General features: G+C 62.4%; 18 protein-coding genes, 1 tRNA gene and 3 pseudogenes. 8 read left to right on the top strand and 14 right to left on the bottom strand.

Translation table 11 applies throughout. The features are described 5' to 3' along the window. Nucleotides 1-105: 105 nt before the first annotated feature. Nucleotides 106-459 (bottom strand): hypothetical protein, encoded by a 354-nt coding sequence (locus tag ASD63_RS00110; protein WP_034791958.1) that lies wholly within the window; start codon nucleotides 457-459, stop codon nucleotides 106-108. Nucleotides 460-501: 42 nt separating this feature from the next. Here ASD63_RS00110 and ASD63_RS34770 point away from each other — a divergent pair, with 42 nt between their 5' ends. The 3 genes and pseudogenes from ASD63_RS34770 to ASD63_RS00105 form a co-directional block, all read left to right on the top strand. Further along, the gene (locus tag ASD63_RS34770; protein WP_143106220.1) at nucleotides 502-900 is read left to right on the top strand and encodes a hypothetical protein; all 399 of its coding nucleotides are present in this window, start codon (nucleotides 502-504) and stop codon (nucleotides 898-900) included. Between the two features lie 389 nt (nucleotides 901-1,289). Next, nucleotides 1,290-1,783: pseudogene (locus ASD63_RS35905) on the top strand (glycosyltransferase); the annotation flags it as partial. Between the two features lie 16 nt (nucleotides 1,784-1,799). After that, nucleotides 1,800-2,609 (top strand): annotated as a pseudogene (locus tag ASD63_RS00105) (glycosyltransferase family 4 protein); the annotation flags it as partial. 59 nt (nucleotides 2,610-2,668) lie between these two features. Here ASD63_RS00105 and ASD63_RS00100 read toward each other — a convergent pair. The 3 genes from ASD63_RS00100 to ASD63_RS00090 all read right to left on the bottom strand — a co-directional run bounded on the left by ASD63_RS00100 (nucleotide 2,669) and on the right by ASD63_RS00090 (nucleotide 3,726). Beyond that, nucleotides 2,669-2,920 carry a hypothetical protein gene (locus ASD63_RS00100; protein ID WP_034803422.1) on the bottom strand — a complete coding sequence of 84 codons (252 nt, stop codon included), beginning with the start codon at nucleotides 2,918-2,920 and terminating at the stop codon, nucleotides 2,669-2,671. 203 nt (nucleotides 2,921-3,123) lie between these two features. Then, the gene (locus ASD63_RS35395) at nucleotides 3,124-3,450 is read right to left on the bottom strand and encodes an ATPase inhibitor subunit zeta (protein ID WP_034803424.1); all 327 of its coding nucleotides are present in this window, start codon (nucleotides 3,448-3,450) and stop codon (nucleotides 3,124-3,126) included. Between the two features lie 200 nt (nucleotides 3,451-3,650). After that, nucleotides 3,651-3,726: transfer RNA gene (locus ASD63_RS00090), tRNA-Ile, on the bottom strand. 259 nt (nucleotides 3,727-3,985) lie between these two features. Here ASD63_RS00090 and ASD63_RS00085 point away from each other — a divergent pair. Then, nucleotides 3,986-4,726, top strand: coding sequence for an SIMPL domain-containing protein (locus ASD63_RS00085; protein ID WP_034803426.1), 741 nt, complete (start codon nucleotides 3,986-3,988; stop codon nucleotides 4,724-4,726). Nucleotides 4,727-5,475: 749 nt separating this feature from the next. Here ASD63_RS00085 and ASD63_RS00070 read toward each other — a convergent pair. The 4 genes from ASD63_RS00070 to ASD63_RS00055 form a co-directional block, all read right to left on the bottom strand. Next, nucleotides 5,476-5,862: a hypothetical protein gene (locus ASD63_RS00070; protein ID WP_034803430.1), complete on the bottom strand. Its 387-nt coding sequence runs from the start codon at nucleotides 5,860-5,862 to the stop codon at nucleotides 5,476-5,478. Nucleotides 5,863-6,269: 407 nt separating this feature from the next. After that, nucleotides 6,270-6,674: a ketosteroid isomerase-related protein gene (locus ASD63_RS00065; protein ID WP_034803432.1), complete on the bottom strand. Its 405-nt coding sequence runs from the start codon at nucleotides 6,672-6,674 to the stop codon at nucleotides 6,270-6,272. Nucleotides 6,675-6,774: 100 nt separating this feature from the next. Continuing rightward, on the bottom strand, nucleotides 6,775-7,197 hold the full coding sequence (locus tag ASD63_RS00060) for a secondary thiamine-phosphate synthase enzyme YjbQ (protein ID WP_034803443.1): 423 nt from the start codon (nucleotides 7,195-7,197) through the stop codon (nucleotides 6,775-6,777). 126 nt (nucleotides 7,198-7,323) lie between these two features. Continuing rightward, a complete protein-coding gene (locus ASD63_RS00055; protein ID WP_034803445.1) occupies nucleotides 7,324-7,677 on the bottom strand; it encodes a DUF1428 family protein in 354 nt (117 codons plus the stop codon). Between the two features lie 159 nt (nucleotides 7,678-7,836). Between ASD63_RS00055 and ASD63_RS00050 the strand changes: the two genes are divergently transcribed. Continuing rightward, entirely contained in the window at nucleotides 7,837-8,289 is a 453-nt protein-coding gene (locus ASD63_RS00050) for a VOC family protein (RefSeq protein ID WP_034803434.1), read from the top strand. 44 nt (nucleotides 8,290-8,333) lie between these two features. Here the strand turns inward: ASD63_RS00050 and ASD63_RS00045 are convergent, their stop codons facing one another. Continuing rightward, nucleotides 8,334-8,903: a membrane protein gene (locus ASD63_RS00045; protein ID WP_034803436.1), complete on the bottom strand. Its 570-nt coding sequence runs from the start codon at nucleotides 8,901-8,903 to the stop codon at nucleotides 8,334-8,336. A 251-nt stretch (nucleotides 8,904-9,154) separates the two neighbouring features. Between ASD63_RS00045 and ASD63_RS00040 the strand changes: the two genes are divergently transcribed. Continuing rightward, nucleotides 9,155-9,568: a lysozyme inhibitor LprI family protein gene (locus ASD63_RS00040; protein ID WP_082572739.1), complete on the top strand. Its 414-nt coding sequence runs from the start codon at nucleotides 9,155-9,157 to the stop codon at nucleotides 9,566-9,568. Beyond that, nucleotides 9,544-10,389, top strand: a complete 846-nt coding sequence (locus ASD63_RS00035; protein WP_051659655.1) for a DUF2066 domain-containing protein — start codon at nucleotides 9,544-9,546, stop codon at nucleotides 10,387-10,389. Before ASD63_RS00040 ends, ASD63_RS00035 begins: the two co-directional genes overlap by 25 nt. A 55-nt stretch (nucleotides 10,390-10,444) precedes the next feature. On the opposite strand, the gene ASD63_RS00030 is transcribed toward ASD63_RS00035, so the two are convergent. The 3 genes from ASD63_RS00030 to ASD63_RS00020 form a co-directional block, all read right to left on the bottom strand. Further along, entirely contained in the window at nucleotides 10,445-10,738 is a 294-nt protein-coding gene (locus ASD63_RS00030) for a GYD domain-containing protein (protein WP_034803438.1), read from the bottom strand. Nucleotides 10,739-10,931: 193 nt separating this feature from the next. Next, on the bottom strand, nucleotides 10,932-12,989 hold the full coding sequence (rpoD, locus tag ASD63_RS00025; protein WP_034803439.1) for an RNA polymerase sigma factor RpoD: 2,058 nt from the start codon (nucleotides 12,987-12,989) through the stop codon (nucleotides 10,932-10,934). A gap of 462 nt (nucleotides 12,990-13,451) precedes the next feature. Continuing rightward, complete coding sequence (locus tag ASD63_RS00020; RefSeq protein WP_034803441.1) at nucleotides 13,452-13,796, bottom strand: GFA family protein; 345 nt, start codon at nucleotides 13,794-13,796, stop codon at nucleotides 13,452-13,454. Between the two features lie 217 nt (nucleotides 13,797-14,013). Between ASD63_RS00020 and ASD63_RS00015 the strand changes: the two genes are divergently transcribed. Continuing rightward, nucleotides 14,014-14,472: a hypothetical protein gene (locus ASD63_RS00015; RefSeq protein WP_034803450.1), complete on the top strand. Its 459-nt coding sequence runs from the start codon at nucleotides 14,014-14,016 to the stop codon at nucleotides 14,470-14,472. A gap of 38 nt (nucleotides 14,473-14,510) precedes the next feature. On the opposite strand, the gene ASD63_RS36520 is transcribed toward ASD63_RS00015, so the two are convergent. Together ASD63_RS36520 and ASD63_RS00010 are read right to left on the bottom strand one after the other, a co-directional pair. Next, complete coding sequence (locus ASD63_RS36520; RefSeq protein WP_200953440.1) at nucleotides 14,511-14,657, bottom strand: hypothetical protein; 147 nt, start codon at nucleotides 14,655-14,657, stop codon at nucleotides 14,511-14,513. Nucleotides 14,658-14,670: 13 nt separating this feature from the next. Further along, nucleotides 14,671-15,800: pseudogene (locus tag ASD63_RS00010) on the bottom strand (L-threonine 3-dehydrogenase); the annotation flags it as partial.

Here is a 15,800-nt window from a genome sequence, read left to right as displayed (position 1 = left end):
AGGCCGTGGGCGTCATGCCCGGATGGCAAAAAGGCCGCCGCCAAGGCTGGCAACCGCCCCGTCTCCATGATCGATTGCGCCTGCCTTCCCGAACGCGACAGACTGTTAGAGCGAGGCTCTGAGGAAACAGTGCGACGTGCGCCCGAAGCCGCTCGGCGAGCAGATATAGGGCGCGCGGCCGAGGTAGGTTGCCGTGCGCCTGCGCGTCGGTGCCGGCTCGACGATGTCTTCATCCGCCTCGGCGATCTTCAGCTGCTTCTCTTCCTTGCGGACCTTGATCGAAGGGCTCGCATAGGCACTCGAATGGCCCGATGCAAACAGCGGCGTTTCGCTGACGACCGTCGACGAGCAGCCGGCGGACAGAAGCAGGAGGCTTAGAACTGATGTCGTCGGTACGAGAAACTTGAAACCCGAAACGGCGGTGCGGCCTACGCCGGCACATGCGGTTTTGATTCGCATAAACGTCCTTTCGAATAGCGGTCCAGCCGCCTGGGGCTTCCTTTGGGCGAAAAGGCGGCGATCTTCAACCCCCTTTTTCATTATTCATTGCTTAAATTAACAATTCCTTTCTTAGAGATTCCGCCATGGTTGTGCCGCCGCTTTCGCCCTGCGCTGGCGAACATCGACGCCATGCGGACGGCGGACGCAGGCATCGGCGCGGGCTATGAGCGAAACAAATACGGAAAAGCAAAGGCTTGCCGGGCCCCCTGTATCACGGCATCGGCGAACGGCGACCCGTCTCTGCCGCTTCCGCGCCACCACGCCCGGTGGCAATATCCGGCCGATGCTACGGCTGATGTCCCCGGACAAAAAAATCGACCCCACCCACCGGTTCTCCGCTGGAATCCGGACGGCGGCGGCTGGCGGGGACGACGGGCCGCTGCCATTCGCTATTTTTAGCTATCGCGCATTTACGGATCCTTGACCTCTGCCGGCCACCTTGGAGCGAGGCGCAACATGTTTGAGCGTATGCGCCCACTCCAAAACTGCCCGCCTCCCGCGGGCATTTTTTTGCGCGCACGGTAGCCCTGCGAGCACCAGCCGCCCGGTATTCCCAGAAACGACGCCTTCCCCCGCGCGCCGCTTCATCCCGCCCCATCCTCGACGCCCATTGCACGGGCTGAGGCCTTCCAACGTCTGGCCTCGCCTTGCCGATGGGACATGCGAACTGCGCGCCGGCCAGCCGCGATCGGCTGCTCGCCAGCGCGTTTACCACACTGCGAAAGTCCCATTGCGCGAATTTAAGGAGTTGTTAATAATAGAAAGCGGAGAGCGAGGGGCAATCCAAATTGGATCAAGATACAGGTGCCGACATCGTCGGAGCCGCCGGCATCGCTGGCGCGCGCATAACCATCATTGTTTCTGCACTCGGCGCCGGGGGTACCGAGCACGTCGTCAGTCTCGTTGCCAGCCACTGGGCCCGCCTCGGCTGCACGTCACGGTCATTACACTCGAAGCGCCGACCTCCGAACCCTATTACAGGCTCGATCCGCGCGTCACCATCGAGCGGCTCGACGTGCCGGTTCAGAAGGCTGGCAAGCTGCGGGCCGCCTGGCTGGTGGCAAGGCGGCTCTACCGACTGCGCTCGACGATCAGCCGCACCCGTCCCGACTTCGTGCTGAGCTTCCTGACGCGCACGAACGTGTTGACGCTGCTCGCAACACGAGGCCTCAGGCTCCCGGTGATCGTGTCCGAGCGCAACAACCCGGCGGTGCAGCCCTTCGGCCCCTTCTGGAAATGGCTGCAGCTTCGTCTCTACCCGCGCGCCTTTGCGCTGGTGACCGCCTTTGCGCTGGTGACTCAGGCTTCCGGTGATCGTGTCCGAGCGCAACAACCCGGCGGTGCAGCCCTTCGGCCCCTTCTGGAAATGGCTGCAGCTTCGTCTCTACCCGCGCGCCTTTGCGCTGGTGACGATGACCAAGGGCGCGCTGGACTATTTCCCGCCGAATGTTCGCCGCTCCAGCCGGGTGATCGCCAATGCGATCAATCTGCCCGACGGCTGGCAAAAGAAGCGCGGCAACAATGTGCTCACCGCCGTCGGGCGCCTGACTGAGCAAAAAGGCTTCGATCTGCTGCTCGAAGCCTTCGCCAAGGTGGCCAGTGACCACCCCGAATGGAAGCTCGTCATCTGGGGCGAAGGCGAGGCGAGAAAAGCGCTGGAAGCCCAGCGCAATGCGCTCGGATTGGCCGACCGGGTGGAAATGCCCGGCGTCACCGCGAAACCCGGCCTCTGGGTCGAAACCGCCGACCTCTTCGTCCTGTCATCCCGCTACGAAGGCTGGGGCATCGCCCTGCTTGAAGCGATGGCCGCAGGCCTCCCCGTCGTCTCCTTCGCCTGCGAATGGGGCCCGACCGACATGATTGCCAACGGCGACGACGGCATCCTCGTCGAAAACGGCGACATCAACGCCCTGGCCGAAGCCCTCTCCAACCTGATGGGCGACGAGACCCTGCGCGCCCGTCTCGCGGCCAACGCCGAAGCCAATGTCCGACGCTACGACGCCGAACATATCCTCTCCCAATGGGACGCCGTGGCGCTCTCGGCACTGGAAAACTCGAGCACCCCGAGGGCCACGATGAAGCCCCGGGCCATCCCCGCTTCCGGCTAAGGATCTGGCCGCGTTGGCGGAGACAACTGCGAACGTGGCCTCGGAAAGGGTATGTCCTGTCAAACCGGTCGCGACAGGCGAGCGCTTTGTAGACCAATGCTGGTCAGCGTGCCGCCATAGTTGAAGACCCGGTAGATGCCGGCGCCGAAGCTGCCGCCGGAGGAGACGGAAACGTTGAGCGTGCCGTCGAGCACCAGGTTGCCACCGACATCGACAAGATCGTTGAGCGCGCCACCGGCGACATTGGCCTGGCCGAATTCGAAATCGACGATGGAAGCGGCAGCGAGCGACAGATTGCCATTGATCGTCAACGTTCCCGGGCTGTTGCCGAGCGCCAGCGTGCCGCGTCGTTCACGACGACGCTGCCGCCGATCGTGCCGTTGCCGCCGAGCACGGCGCCAGAACCAACCGTCGTCAGTCCGGTTGCAATCGACTGGTTGCCGTTGACCAGCAGCTTGCCGGCATCGACGTTCGTGGCACCCGAATAGCTGTTGCGCCGGAGAGGATCCGTCGCTCACGATCCTTGCATGAGGTGACGTGCAATCTGCACCAGCGCTGCATCGCTGCCGTCTGACCCCTTTGTTCGTTTTCCCGCCTCCAGCCAGCAAACGTTCATGACCGCCAGAATGTCGTCATCCGACTGGACCACGCCTGCCGCGTCAAAGTCTCTTCGAATGATCGCAAGAATGTCGCTGCGTTCGACCTCCAGCGCCGCCATCGCAAGACCATCCGAGTAGGTCTTGGCATTTTCGCCGGCAAGGGCCAGTTTCTCCGCCGCCCAAAAGCCAACCAGCTTGTTGCGACGTACGATTCGCACCATTTCCGCGCCCGGACCAGCCATCGAAATTCTCCATTGCCGCCTGGCCGGCCATCCTAGCAGAAACCACGAGGAAGAGGGTTGGATTATCCGACGTTGGCGGAACATGCCGTGCGCAATTTCGCGTCGTGCAAAGTCGCTGGAAGTGTCCCCAACCTGCGCGCACATCAAATCTGGGCAAAAATCAGCCAGAAAACCTAGAAAACTCAATGTTCGCAAGTGACTGGTGGGCCCGGAGGGACTCGAACCCCCAACCAAGCGGTTATGAGCCGCCGGCTCTAACCATTGAGCTACAGGCCCACTCTGGATCCGCTCCTGTCCTTAAACCGTAACGGTCCAGGGATAAGACACGGGGCAGCAACTTTAAGTGCTACGGTGGCCTTTGCGCTTCTGAACGAGGCGTGGCACCGTCGTGATCCAGGCCCGCGAACCAATGGCAGTTTGCGGGTGGCCAAGGCTCTAGCGGAAAACCTTTTTGCGGACAAGCCATTGCCGCAATGCTCACACAATCGATAGCCAAGAAGACGCTTGGGACGGAACAACCGGAGAGACATTGAAGATGATTTCCACACGCACTGCCCGCACGCTTTCGATCGCCGCCTTCGCTGCGGCTTTTGCTGGCGTTGCCGCCGCTCAGGCGCAGGAGACGGACAAGGACAAGGCCACCATCGTCGTTGCCGGCGAAGGCCGCGCGACGACCGCGCCGGACATGGCAGTCCTGCAGCTGAGCGTCGTCAAGGATGGCAAGACCGCGCGTGAAGCGCTGGACGCCAACAACAAGACCATGGCCGAAGTGCTGAAGGCGCTGAAGGACGGCGGCATTGCCGATCGCGACCTGCAGACGAGCGGCTTCATGCTCAACCCGCAATACAGCTACCCGACCAACACCGACGGCAGCAACCGCGCGCCGGAGTTGATCGGCTACCAGGTGACGAACGGCGTCAGCGTCCGCGTTCGCGATCTCGCCAAGCTCGGCGAAGTGATCGACAAGTCGGTTTCGCTCGGCGTCAACCAGGGTGGCGGCGTACAGTTCACCAACGACAAGCCGGAAGCCGTGATCACCGAAGCGCGCAAGGCAGCCGTTGCCGATGCCGTTGAGAAGGCCAAGGTGCTGGCCGAAGCGGCCGGCGTCTCGGTCGGCAAGATCGTCAACATCTCCGAGCAGGGCTTCCGCCCCGAGCCGGTGCCGATGATGCGCGCCGGCATGGCCAAGGAATATGCCGCCGACGCCGTTCCGGTCGCAACCGGCGAAAACAGCTACAACGTGACGGTCAACGTGACCTTCGAAATCAAGCAGTAAGGCTTGTCAGCAACGCCCGCGGCCAAGCGCGGGCGTTCAGCGATCGAACGCCCCTGGTGCCAAGGATGGGTGCCGGGGGCTTTTCTTTTGGGCGCTGGTGCTCGCGATGCACTCGACTAAGACCGGGCCCGGCGCTGAACGCCGTCCGACCTCCAGGCTTAAATTTGCCGGCACCTGCTTTGACATCGCTTCCCGCGCGCGATTTGCTGCCGCCCCTAGCCCTTCGGCATCGCCCGCGACCGCTCCGCGATCTCCGCCTGGCGTCGCCCTCGCCTCCACGTCCTCGTCATCTTCGCCGCTAAAGCGGACCTCCAGCCACATCGCATGGATCGTTGGTCCCGAGTGTTCGGTCGAGGAGATCCTTGGCAGGTATTCCGGGCGATGGCTGACACATGGGCTGGATCTGGTCTGAAGAAGATCAGCCGATGCCTAGGCCGCAGATGTCCGCGATGGAATTGCGCCGCGCGTTCATTCGTCTGGCAATGCTAGAGGGCAAACCGGCCGGAACCTTGCCGTCGGTTCGGCAACTACGGTGCCTGACACGACGATCGCCCGAGCGGACGATTCGCACGTGTGGACCGCGCTGTCGGCCTGATCCACTTCGCTTCGTTCACGCGTCCCGACCAGGACTGCGCGCAACCGGCGCCCCTTGGTCGCTGCGGCGTCAAACAAAAAGCCCCCCATGCCTTGGCATGAGGGGCCATTCTTCCGCCGGCCGGGGGAGACGAGGCGGGAAGATTGCTTAGGTGTTACCAGCGGCCGATCGTCGGGCAGCCGCGGGCGTTCGCAAACACGATCGTCTGGCGTTGGCCGTGGCGACGGCCTTCGACGACGACGCGGCGCGAAGAGACGTCGGCGACATAGGCGCGGCGGAGTCCACGATCGCGGGCCTTGTCGACGGCCATCCAGGGCGCGCAACGGCCGCGGCGGTCACGGTCCCAGTGGCGGTCACGGCCGCGACCCCAGTCGCGCTCGTCACCGTAGCCGCCGTCGTAGTCGCGATACTGGACATCGACGCCACCGCGCGGGCCGAAACCGAATTCGATCGATTCCGCCGAAGCGGTGGAGGCGGCACCCAGCAGGCCGGTAAGTCCGATGACGGCGGCGGCAGCGGCGTTAAAAAGGCGGTTCTTCATAAGATCTCTCCAAGCTTGAAGGGTTCGAGGGGCAATCACCGTCCCAAGCGATTGATCAGAGAATAGGGTCGCCAAGCTGAACGACAGCGGAACCCGATGTTCATGGGACGTTCAGATTGCCAGAACGTGATGACCACACGCGCGTGGAGGAGACTTTCGTGCAAGTCACAGTCGATAAGGCATTGCTTATAAACAAGTATTTCGAAGGGCTTTGACCGCGGCCAAGGCGCTGGGACGCGCCTTCGCCTGCGCTTGGACAAGCGGCGAATCAGCCGCCGTCATCGGCGTGCCAGAGGTGATTCGCGCCCGTATTTTCCCGATCAAGACATGATCGGTCATCCGGCGGTCAGTAAGAAAACTTGAAAATGAAGGGGCGCGACCGTCAGGAGCGGTCGGCTACGCGTCGCTCAGCCGGCAAGCGCCCGCTCAAAGACGCGAATATTGCGATAATGGCTGAGGCGGGTGATGGCGCCGTCCTCGATCTCGAAGACGAGCACGCTGGGAATGGAGTAGCTCTGGCCAGTCGCAGGGGGAAAGCCTTCCATGGTCTCGCGGTAGGTGCCCCGTACCGTCAAATCGGCGGCCACGCGCTGGCCGAAGGCATCGCGCATCAGTACCACGTCTCCGAACTGCTCGTCGAATCGGCGCAGATAGTTCATCAGCCAGGCGCGCAAGGGGCCGACGCCGACGGTGCGTTGACCGGTCAGCGAATCGAGTTCGATGTCCTCATGCACGAGCCGCGCCAGCGCCTCGAAATCCCGCTGGTTCAGCGCCTCGATAAAGCCGCTGGCAATCGTCTGTGCATCGGTCATTCCGGTTCCTCCCTAGCCTCGAAGGCCGGTTCCCAAGCCCTTGCTCTCGCCCCTTTATCTAGAACCCTTGCGCCGCCGTTCAATCGTCGGCGCCGGCCAATCAGGCGGAAAGATGCAGGACGATCTCGCGGCGATGCGGGCGGTCGCGATGCTCGAAGAGGTAGAGCCCCTGCCAGGTGCCGGTGAGCATCCGGCCACCACTGACGGGAATGCCGAGCGATACCGGCGTCAACGCCGCCTTGATATGTGCCGGCATATCGTCGGGGCCTTCCTGGGTGTGCACGATCCAGCGCATGGAGGGATCCGAGGACGGCGGCACGAGGCGGCGGAAAAAGGCGTCCAGATCGCGCTTCACGTCCGGGTCGGCGTTTTCCTGGATGAGAAGCGAACAGGAGGTGTGCCGCACGAAGACCGTGAGCAGCCCCTCGCCTGCCGCGTTGGCGCGCACGAAGGCCGCCGCCTCGTCGGTAAATTCATAGAGCCCCTGGCCATGGGTGGCGATGGTGATGCGCGTTTGCGGCATGAAGGCCTCCGGCAGGCGGTCGCATCCGCCCGAGAGGCGGTGCGACCCGTTGATATGCCCAATGCTTTTATCCCCGGACCGTTCCCGGTCCAAGGCGATCTGCCGCAATCCGTCGCGGTGGCGTGCCTACATCTCCAGGAAGGTCTCGAAGCCGCCATAGATCATGCGCTTGCCGTCGAACACCTGCTTCCAGGCATCGCCCTGCAGCCGCGGATCGGCCATGACCTTGGCAACGATCGCGTCGCGCTCGGCGCGGGATTTGTAGGTGATCCAGGAGAACACCACCGTCTCATCGTCCTTGGCCTGCACCGAGCGGGGAAAGGACGTCACTTCGCCATAGGGCGCGTCATCCGCCAGGCATTCGGTGTAGGCGAGCGCGCCGTGCTCCATCCACACCGCACCCGCCGCCTTCGCCATCGCCTTGTAGGCCTCGATATTCGCCTTCGGCACGGCAACGATAAAGCCATCCACATAGGTCATCGACATAGTCTCCTCTGTTCGTTCTACGAGCATAGGACGCAGGACGGCCAAGAGTTCCGACATCGGGACGGAATTTTCTTTCAAGTGCGGCGCTGCTTTTGTCGGAACCGCGCTTCCCCGTTCGTCCTTGGCCGGTAGCATCCAAATCGGGAGACACCCATGCAGAAGATCACGCCGTTTCTCTGGTTCGACGATCAGCTGGAGGACGCCATCGCTTTCTACACCGCCATTTTCCGCAACAGCCGCATCACCGACGTGAAGCGGGGCCCCGACGGCAGGGCCTTTACCGCGTCCTTCGAGATCGAGGGGCAGCACTTCATGGGGCTCAACGGCGGGCCGCATTTCAAGTTCAGCGAGGCCGTGTCGTTCTTCCTACGCTGCTCCGACCAGGCGGAAGTCGACTACTTCTGGGAAAGGCTCTTGGACGGCGGCACGCCGCAGCATTGCGGCTGGCTGAAGGACAGGTTCGGTCTTTCCTGGCAGATCATCCCGGACGCCCTGATGCGTCACCTCGGCGATCCTGATCCGGCGCGTGCGGCCCGCGCCCAGCAGGCGATGATGGGCATGGTGAAGATCGATGTCGCGGAACTTGATCGCGCAGCCGCTGGTTAAGCGGAAGAACGGTCCCCTGGCGCCGGCTCAACCGGGCTGCGGCGTCAGCTGCCGCAGCCTCTGAGCTGCTTGCTGTAGACCTGGGCCATGCCGGCCGCCCGCTTGGCGCCGTTCTTGGCCGTATCGCTCCAGTTGCCTCGGGAATAGCCGCCGTGGCCATGGTAATAGGCGATGTAGAGCCTGTAGGCGTCGTTGAGGGCGATGCCGTTCCGCTGGGCACTTTCGCGATGGTACCAGGCGATGAAGCGGATCGCGTCGCCGAAGTCCGAACGCCGCGCTGCCCAGCGGCCGGTCTCGCTCTGATAGCGCGCCCAGGTGCCGTCGAGCGCCTGGGAATAGCCGTATGCTGTCGAAGCGCGCGTCCAGGGGATGAAGCCGAAAAGCTTGGTGCGTGGCGGACGGGCATTATGGCGGAAGCCGGATTCGGTGTAGATCGTCGCCATCAGGATCGGCACGGGCACGCCGTATTCACGCTGGGCGCTATAGGCTTCCCGGCGCCAATTGTTGAAAAGGCCATCTTGCTGCTCGAAAACCGCGCAGGCATTCCGGGTGTCTCTCGGCACCGTTCCGCAGCCGGCCAGCAACAGGAGGACGACGACAAATACGCAACGCATCGCAGAACCTCTTGCTTCCCCGCAGCACGGCGATTGCGCGCAAGGCAATGCCGCGGGAAAAATGCTCGAACACCACGGGCCGCCCGTCGGGGCCGCGGCGCTCCAGAGATTGATAAAACGTAAACCTTAAGGATCTCTTTTGATTCAAAGGAGAACCATCGAAGGCCCGGCCATTGAACTTTCGCCACCGGAGGTTTTACGATCCACGGGAGACATGCAGCGCCAGCCATAGGGCGCAAAGGAGCGTATCGATGAAAATATCCGCCTTGATGGTGCTCGCCTTCACGGGCTTGTTCGCCGCGACTGGCCTTGCGCGCGCCGACGAATGCGCCGATGCGAGCGACCAGGCGACGATGAATGTCTGCGCCGACAAGGCGCTGAAGGCCTCCGACGCCGAACTGAACGCCCTTTACAAGCAAATCCAGGGACGCCTGAAGGACGATGCCGACAAGACGAAGCTGCTGGTTGCCGCGCAAAGGGCCTGGATCGCCTATCGCGATGCCGAATGCGATTTCGCAAGCTCGGGCGTTGCCGGCGGCTCGGCCCAGCCGATGATCACGCTTGAATGCCGCGACGATCGCACACAGAAGCGCGTCGCCGACTTCAAGACCTATCTGAGCTGTGAGGAGGGCGATCTCAGTTGCGTCCTGCCGCCGGCAAACTGATCCGGAAAAGAGCGACGGTCACGGCGCTCGTAGCGGCGCTTCTCTGCCACGCCGGCAGCAACGCCGGGGCGGCAGATATCGACGCGCTTTATCGCAGTGACGCGATCGTCACCGGCACGGGTGAGGCCAACCGTGCTATCGGTTTTCGCGAATGCCTGCGTGAAGTGCTCGTCAAACTATCCGGCGATCCGATGATCACAGAGGCGCCTCGGTTTGCTGCAGCGGAGGCCAAGGCCGGCAGCTTCGTCTCGACCTTCTCCTACCGCGATCGCCTCGAAGGCATCCCGATCCATGACGAACAGGGCACGCACGACCGCCCGCATGACCTCACCTGCCGGTATCACCCGGCAACGCTGGACCCGCTTCTCGCAGAACTCGGCCGCAAGCCATGGCTCTCCCCTCGCCCGGCGATCGCCGTATGGCTGGCGGTCAAGGACCAGAAGCGCCGCTTCGTGCTGACACGCGACAGCAGTGAAAGTCCCTATATGGCGGATTCGCTTGAGGCAGCTGCAAAGCCGCTGGCGCTTTCGACCGTGCTGCCGGATGCGGCGACCGTAACCGCCCGGAAACCCGCGCTCGACACCCTGCCGCAAGCGGATCCGGCGCAGCTCTTTTCACCCGTGACACAAACCGACGGCGACGTGCGGCTCATCGGCACGCTCGTCTGGTCCGACGCCGCCCGTGGCTGGATCGCCCAATGGCAGATGGACGCGGGCGGCAAGCGTTACCGTTGGCAGTTGAGCGGCATCAGCTTTGACGACGCCTTTCGCAACGCCATGCGCGGCGCGGCCCGCATCCTCTCGGGAAACGGTGCGCCGTGAACGAGGCATCTGGCGTTGTGGCCGCGATTATCCTCACGGCCGCAACACCGGCTGTTCATCCAAGCGAGGCAATCAGTTCGCGATAGGCAGCCTCAGGGAAGGCTTTCAGCGTCGTCGAGCGCACATTGCCGGCCATGCCAAGCGTGAGCGCGAAGCGTGCGGCCACCGCATCGTCAGGCGCTTCGACGATGGCCACCATGTCGTAGTCACCCATGGTCAGGAAGAAATGCTTGAAGGAGCCGCCCATCTCGCCGAGCACATTCCGTGCGAGGTCGAGCCTCTTCGGGGAATCACGCACATTCTTGACGCCCTGCTCGGTCCAGTTGAGGAGCATGACATACGTCGTCATCTGACACCTCCACGGGGGCACGCTTCACGCCCGCGGTGCGATTGCTCCCGCGTACAAGACGGGGTGCCCCAGATTACTGCGAAGGGGCGACTATACTCCCCGGCGAAAGCGCCCACAATAAATCGCATGGGTGAGGCGGAAACGAAAAAGCCGGGCACGTGGCCCGGCTTTCGATCTTTCCATGTACCCGACTTTAGCTGTCGAGGAAGCTTCTGAGCTTCCTGGAGCGGCTCGGATGCTTGAGCTTGCGGAGCGCCTTCGCCTCGATCTGACGGATACGTTCGCGGGTAACCGAGAACTGCTGGCCGACTTCTTCGAGCGTGTGGTCGGTGTTCATGCCGATGCCGAAGCGCATGCGCAGAACGCGCTCTTCGCGCGGCGTCAGCGAGGCGAGAACGCGGGTGGTTGTCTCGCGCAGGTTCGCCTGGATGGCGGCGTCGATCGGCAGCAGTGCGTTCTTGTCCTCGATGAAATCGCCGAGGTGCGAATCCTCTTCGTCACCGACAGGCGTTTCGAGCGAGATCGGCTCCTTGGCGATCTTCAGGACCTTGCGGACCTTTTCGAGCGGCATGGCGAGCTTTTCGGCCAGTTCTTCCGGCGTCGGCTCGCGGCCGATCTCGTGCAGCATCTGGCGCGAGGTGCGGACGATCTTGTTGATCGTCTCGATCATGTGCACCGGGATGCGGATCGTGCGGGCCTGGTCGGCGATCGACCGGGTGATCGCCTGACGGATCCACCAGGTGGCATAGGTCGAGAACTTGTAACCGCGGCGGTATTCGAACTTGTCGACCGCCTTCATCAGGCCGATGTTGCCTTCCTGGATGAGATCGAGGAACTGCAGGCCGCGGTTGGTGTACTTCTTGGCGATGGAAATGACGAGGCGCAGGTTCGCTTCGACCATTTCCTTCTTGGCGATACGCGCTTCGCGCTCGCCCTTCTGCACCATCGAAACGATGCGGCGGAACTCGGCGATCGAGATGCCGGTTTCCGTGGCCAGATTCTGGATCTCCTGGCGGATGTCGCGGATCGTCTGGTTTTCGCTCTTGGCGAATTCCTTCCAGCCCTTGCCGGCCAGGTTGCTGATCGACTTCATCCAGTTCGGATCAAGTTCGGCGCCCGAATACTGCTCCAGGAACGAGTCGCGCTTGACGCCGTAGGATTCTGCGAGACGCAGCAGGCGGCCTTCGTTCTGCATCAGGCGCTTGGAGATGTCGTAGAGCTGCTCGACCAGGCTGTCGACGCGGTTCTGGTTGAGCGACAGCGACTTGACCGCCTTGATCAGCTCGTCCTTGAGTTCCTTGTAGCGGCGCTCCTGGGCGGGCGACAGCGTGCCGGTGGCAGCAAGGCGGGCTTCCACCTGCTGGTCCTGCAGCTTGCGCAGCTTCTTGTAGGTCTCCGCGATGATGTCGAGGGTTTCCATGACCTGCGGGCGCAGTTCCGCTTCCATGGCGGCGAGCGAGAGGTTCGACTCGTCGTCGTCTTCCTCTTCCTCCTCGGCCGGCATGACGTCGCCGCCGACATTGGTGATGTCGTCGTCGTTGGCAGGCGAGCGAACCTTGCGGGTCTTTTCCTTTTCCTCGGCAGCCTTGCGGTCGGCCTCGATCTTTTCCGGGCTCTGGAACTGCGGAGCAGCCTTGGCCTCGGGACCGGAATAGGTGGTCTCGAGATCGATGATCTCGCGCAGAAGCGTCTGGCCTTCATTCAGTTCGTCGCGCCAGATAATCAGCGCCTGGAAGGTCAGCGGGCTCTCACAGAGACCGGCGATCATTGTCTCGCGGCCAGCCTCGATGCGCTTGGCAATCGCGATTTCGCCTTCGCGCGACAGAAGCTCGACCGAACCCATTTCGCGCAGGTACATGCGAACCGGGTCGTCAGTGCGATCGGTCGGTTCCTTCTTCTTGCTGGTCGCAAGCGAAGTACCGCTGGAAGGGGCCAGTTCGCCGCCTTCGCTTTCGTTATCGTCGTCGCTGGCCTCATCGTCGCCGCCGCCGGCAGCTTCTTCGGCTTCCTCGTCCTCGATCACGTTGATGCCCATGTCGGACAGCATTGCCATCGTGTCTTCGATCTGTTCGGAGGTGACTTCCTCGGACGGAAGGACCGAGTTCAACTCGTCCATCGTCACGTAGCCGCGCTTCTTGGCGGCCTTGATCATCTTCTTGACAGCGTCATCGGAAAGATCGAGAAGCGGGCCGTCCGGAGCGCCTTCGCGTTCTACGTCAGCTTCTTCGTTTTCTTTGACTTTGGTTGCCATTTAGTTCGTCGCTTTCCTTGTCGCAACCGGCGTGAGCCCGGTGCCAATGCCGCTCGAAGGTCCGGGTGCGCCGCGCACCCGCCACCGAATCATTTCCCCTGACGTAACGGGATGATGTTTAATTCCTGTTTAACCACGAGTGTACTCGTGGCAAAGCGGACAAGCTCCGACAGTCCTGCCACTGAAACGTCTCTGGCATGATTCCCTAACCGCCGTGTCATCTCGCCATTTCTTATTCGGAAATGGTGATTCCCAGAATTTTCGATCCCGTCAAGCATTTCCGCTGAAAAACCGGATGATTCGATAAAAATCACCGTTCCTGTCGCTTTTTGGGGTTTATCAGCTTCCGCTGAAGATGTAGGCGCTGCCCGCCAAAAGACAAGGGTAGCAACAATTTAATCGGCAAGGTCTCGTTGTGCCATATGCGCACGCGCAACCAGGACTGAATTTTTCGGTCCGGTGCTAAACCGATCGGCCGTCGTATTTGACGACTTTCACCGCCTCGATATCGAACTCCGGCAGGCAGCGCAGGTTGATCGCCGCCATCTTCCCATGCGGCCCGTCGCCCTCACCGAATGGCGCGATTCCGCAGGTGTCGCAGAACCGGTGCTGGATCACATGCTTGTTGAAGACATAGGTCGAGAGGTCCGCTTCCGGCGTCGTCAGCGTCAGCTTGTCGCGGGCAACGAAGGCGAGCAGTCCGCCGCGACGACGGCAGAGCGAGCAATTGCAGTCGATCGCTTCGCCAAATTCCCCTTCCACCTCGAAGGCGATCTTGCCGCAATGACAGCTTCCCTCATAACGCATGCATGCATCTCCTCTACTTCCCGGTGCGACGACGTCGCCACTGCCATCAAGATAGAGCCTCCCTGCCCTCAAGCAAGCGCAGGCGGCAGCCAGGCATGTGCACGCAAAACGATTCCCGAAGGAGCCCATTGTCGAGGAAAAATCGCAAGATTATTCCGGCTTTTTGCTTGCGCTTGACCTGATCGCGCAGGACCTTCGCACCGAAACGGAGGCTCGAATGCTCATCAAGGAAACCGACGCCATGCGGGTGTTATCGATCGGTCGGCGGCTCACCATTCCAGACGTCAAGACGGAGAGCGCCATACTGGCGCCTCTCATCGAGGCGGAGATGGAACGTGCAGGCATGATGCCCGCAGGCCCCTGGATCTTCATCGCGAACGATCTACCGAAAAACGCCAAGACGCCGTTCGACTGGCGCATCTGCCGCCCGGTCACGGGCGGCAAGGATTATCGCGGCGCGCTCGATCTGATCGAACTGGAGCCGATCATGGTGGCGTCCACGCTGCACCAGGGTCCGATGCGCAGCCTTTTCACCCAGGGTTACGCGCCGCTGGTCGCAAAGATCGAGATGTCCAGGCACAATTTCTCCGGCGAGAGCCGCGAGATTTACCACCGCTGGGCGGGCCAGGGCGCCCGCTATCACGAGATCGAGATCCAGTTCGGCCTCGCCAACTGAGCCGCCGACCCTCAAGGGGTACGCCGGCCCTTGCGGCCCTACCAGTCCATGACGACCTTTCCGGAATTGCCGGAGCGCATGGCCTGAAAGCCGTCGCGGAACTCGTCGATCTTGATGCGGTGGGTGATGACGGGGGCAAGGTCGAGCCCGCCCTGCACGAAGGCGATCATCTTGTACCAGGTCATGAAAGCCGTCGCGGAACTCGTCGATCTTGATGCGGTGGGTGATGACGGGGGCAAGGTCGAGCCCGCCCTGCACGAAGGCGATCATCTTGTACCAGGTCTCGAACATCTCGCGGCCATAGATGCCCTTGAGGTTGAGCATCTTGAAGATGACCTTGTTCCAGTCGATCTCGAAGCCGGCCGGTGCGATGCCGAGAATGGCGATCTTGCCGCCATTGTTCATCTTGTCGATCATGTCGCGGAAGGCAGGGGCCGCTCCCGACATTTCCAGCCCGACGTCAAAACCTTCGGTCATGCCGATCGCCTTCATCACGTCGGCAAGGTTTTCCTTCGAGGCATCGACGACATGGTCGATGCCGACGCTTTTGTCGCCCGACGTCAAAACCTTCGGTCATGCCGATCGCCTTCATCACGTCGGCAAGGTTTTCCTTCGAGGCATCGACGACATGGTCGATGCCGACGCTTTTGGCGAGCGCGAGCCGCGTCGGGTTGATGTCGGTGATCACCACCTTGCGCGCGCCGGAGCGCTTGGCAACCAGCGCCCCCATGATGCCGATCGGACCGGCGCCGGTCACAAGCACGTCCTCGCCGACGAGATCGAAGGAGAGTGCTGTGTGCACCGCATTGCCGAACGGATCGAAGATCGCCGCGATCTCGTCGGGCACATCCTCYGGGATCGGCACGACGTTATACTCCGGCAGGCAGACGAACTCGCCGAACGAGCCCGGCCGGTTGACGCCGACGCCGAGCGTGTTGCGGCACAGATGCCCGCGGCCGGCCCGGCAGTTGCGGCACTTGCCGCAGACGATGCTCGCCGAACGAGCCCGGCCGGTTGACGCCGACGCCGAGCGTGTTGCGGCACAGATGCCCGCGGCCGGCCCGGCAGTTGCGGCACTTGCCGCAGACGATGTGGCCCTCGCCGGAGACGCGCTCGCCGACATGGTATTTGGTGACGGCCGATCCGACCTCGGCGATCTCGCCCATGAACTCGTGACCAACGACCATCGGCACCGGAATGGTTTTTTGSGCCCACTGGTCCCAGTTCCAGATGTGCACGTCGGTGCCGCAGATCGCCGATTTCTTCACCTTGATCAGCACGTCGTTCGGGCCGATCTCCGGCACCGGCACGATCTCCGGCACCGGCAC

Source organism: Ensifer sp. Root558, assembly GCF_001427045.1.
GTDB lineage: Bacteria > Pseudomonadota > Alphaproteobacteria > Rhizobiales > Rhizobiaceae > Ensifer > Ensifer adhaerens.
Note: the sequence above shows the minus strand (reverse complement) of the source record. Positions and strands in the feature narration are given on the sequence as shown.

What these genes read in the sequence shown, in the direction of transcription:
- ASD63_RS00110 (WP_034791958.1), bottom strand. Translation starts at nt 459, where the DNA reads ATGCGAATCAAAACCGCATGTGCCGGCGTAGGCCGCACCGCCGTTTCG.
- ASD63_RS35395 (WP_034803424.1), bottom strand. Translation starts at nt 3,450, where the DNA reads ATGGCTGGTCCGGGCGCGGAAATGGTGCGAATCGTACGTCGCAACAAG.
- ASD63_RS00085 (WP_034803426.1), top strand. Translation starts at nt 3,986, where the DNA reads ATGATTTCCACACGCACTGCCCGCACGCTTTCGATCGCCGCCTTCGCT.
- ASD63_RS00070 (WP_034803430.1), bottom strand. Translation starts at nt 5,862, where the DNA reads ATGAAGAACCGCCTTTTTAACGCCGCTGCCGCCGCCGTCATCGGACTT.
- ASD63_RS00065 (WP_034803432.1), bottom strand. Translation starts at nt 6,674, where the DNA reads ATGACCGATGCACAGACGATTGCCAGCGGCTTTATCGAGGCGCTGAAC.
- ASD63_RS00060 (WP_034803443.1), bottom strand. Translation starts at nt 7,197, where the DNA reads ATGCCGCAAACGCGCATCACCATCGCCACCCATGGCCAGGGGCTCTAT.
- ASD63_RS00055 (WP_034803445.1), bottom strand. Translation starts at nt 7,677, where the DNA reads ATGACCTATGTGGATGGCTTTATCGTTGCCGTGCCGAAGGCGAATATC.
- ASD63_RS00050 (WP_034803434.1), top strand. Translation starts at nt 7,837, where the DNA reads ATGCAGAAGATCACGCCGTTTCTCTGGTTCGACGATCAGCTGGAGGAC.
- ASD63_RS00045 (WP_034803436.1), bottom strand. Translation starts at nt 8,903, where the DNA reads ATGCGTTGCGTATTTGTCGTCGTCCTCCTGTTGCTGGCCGGCTGCGGA.
- ASD63_RS00040 (WP_082572739.1), top strand. Translation starts at nt 9,155, where the DNA reads ATGAAAATATCCGCCTTGATGGTGCTCGCCTTCACGGGCTTGTTCGCC.
- ASD63_RS00030 (WP_034803438.1), bottom strand. Translation starts at nt 10,738, where the DNA reads ATGACGACGTATGTCATGCTCCTCAACTGGACCGAGCAGGGCGTCAAG.
- rpoD (WP_034803439.1), bottom strand. Translation starts at nt 12,989, where the DNA reads ATGGCAACCAAAGTCAAAGAAAACGAAGAAGCTGACGTAGAACGCGAA.
- ASD63_RS00020 (WP_034803441.1), bottom strand. Translation starts at nt 13,796, where the DNA reads ATGCGTTATGAGGGAAGCTGTCATTGCGGCAAGATCGCCTTCGAGGTG.
- ASD63_RS00015 (WP_034803450.1), top strand. Translation starts at nt 14,014, where the DNA reads ATGCTCATCAAGGAAACCGACGCCATGCGGGTGTTATCGATCGGTCGG.
- ASD63_RS36520 (WP_200953440.1), bottom strand. Translation starts at nt 14,657, where the DNA reads ATGACCTGGTACAAGATGATCGCCTTCGTGCAGGGCGGGCTCGACCTT.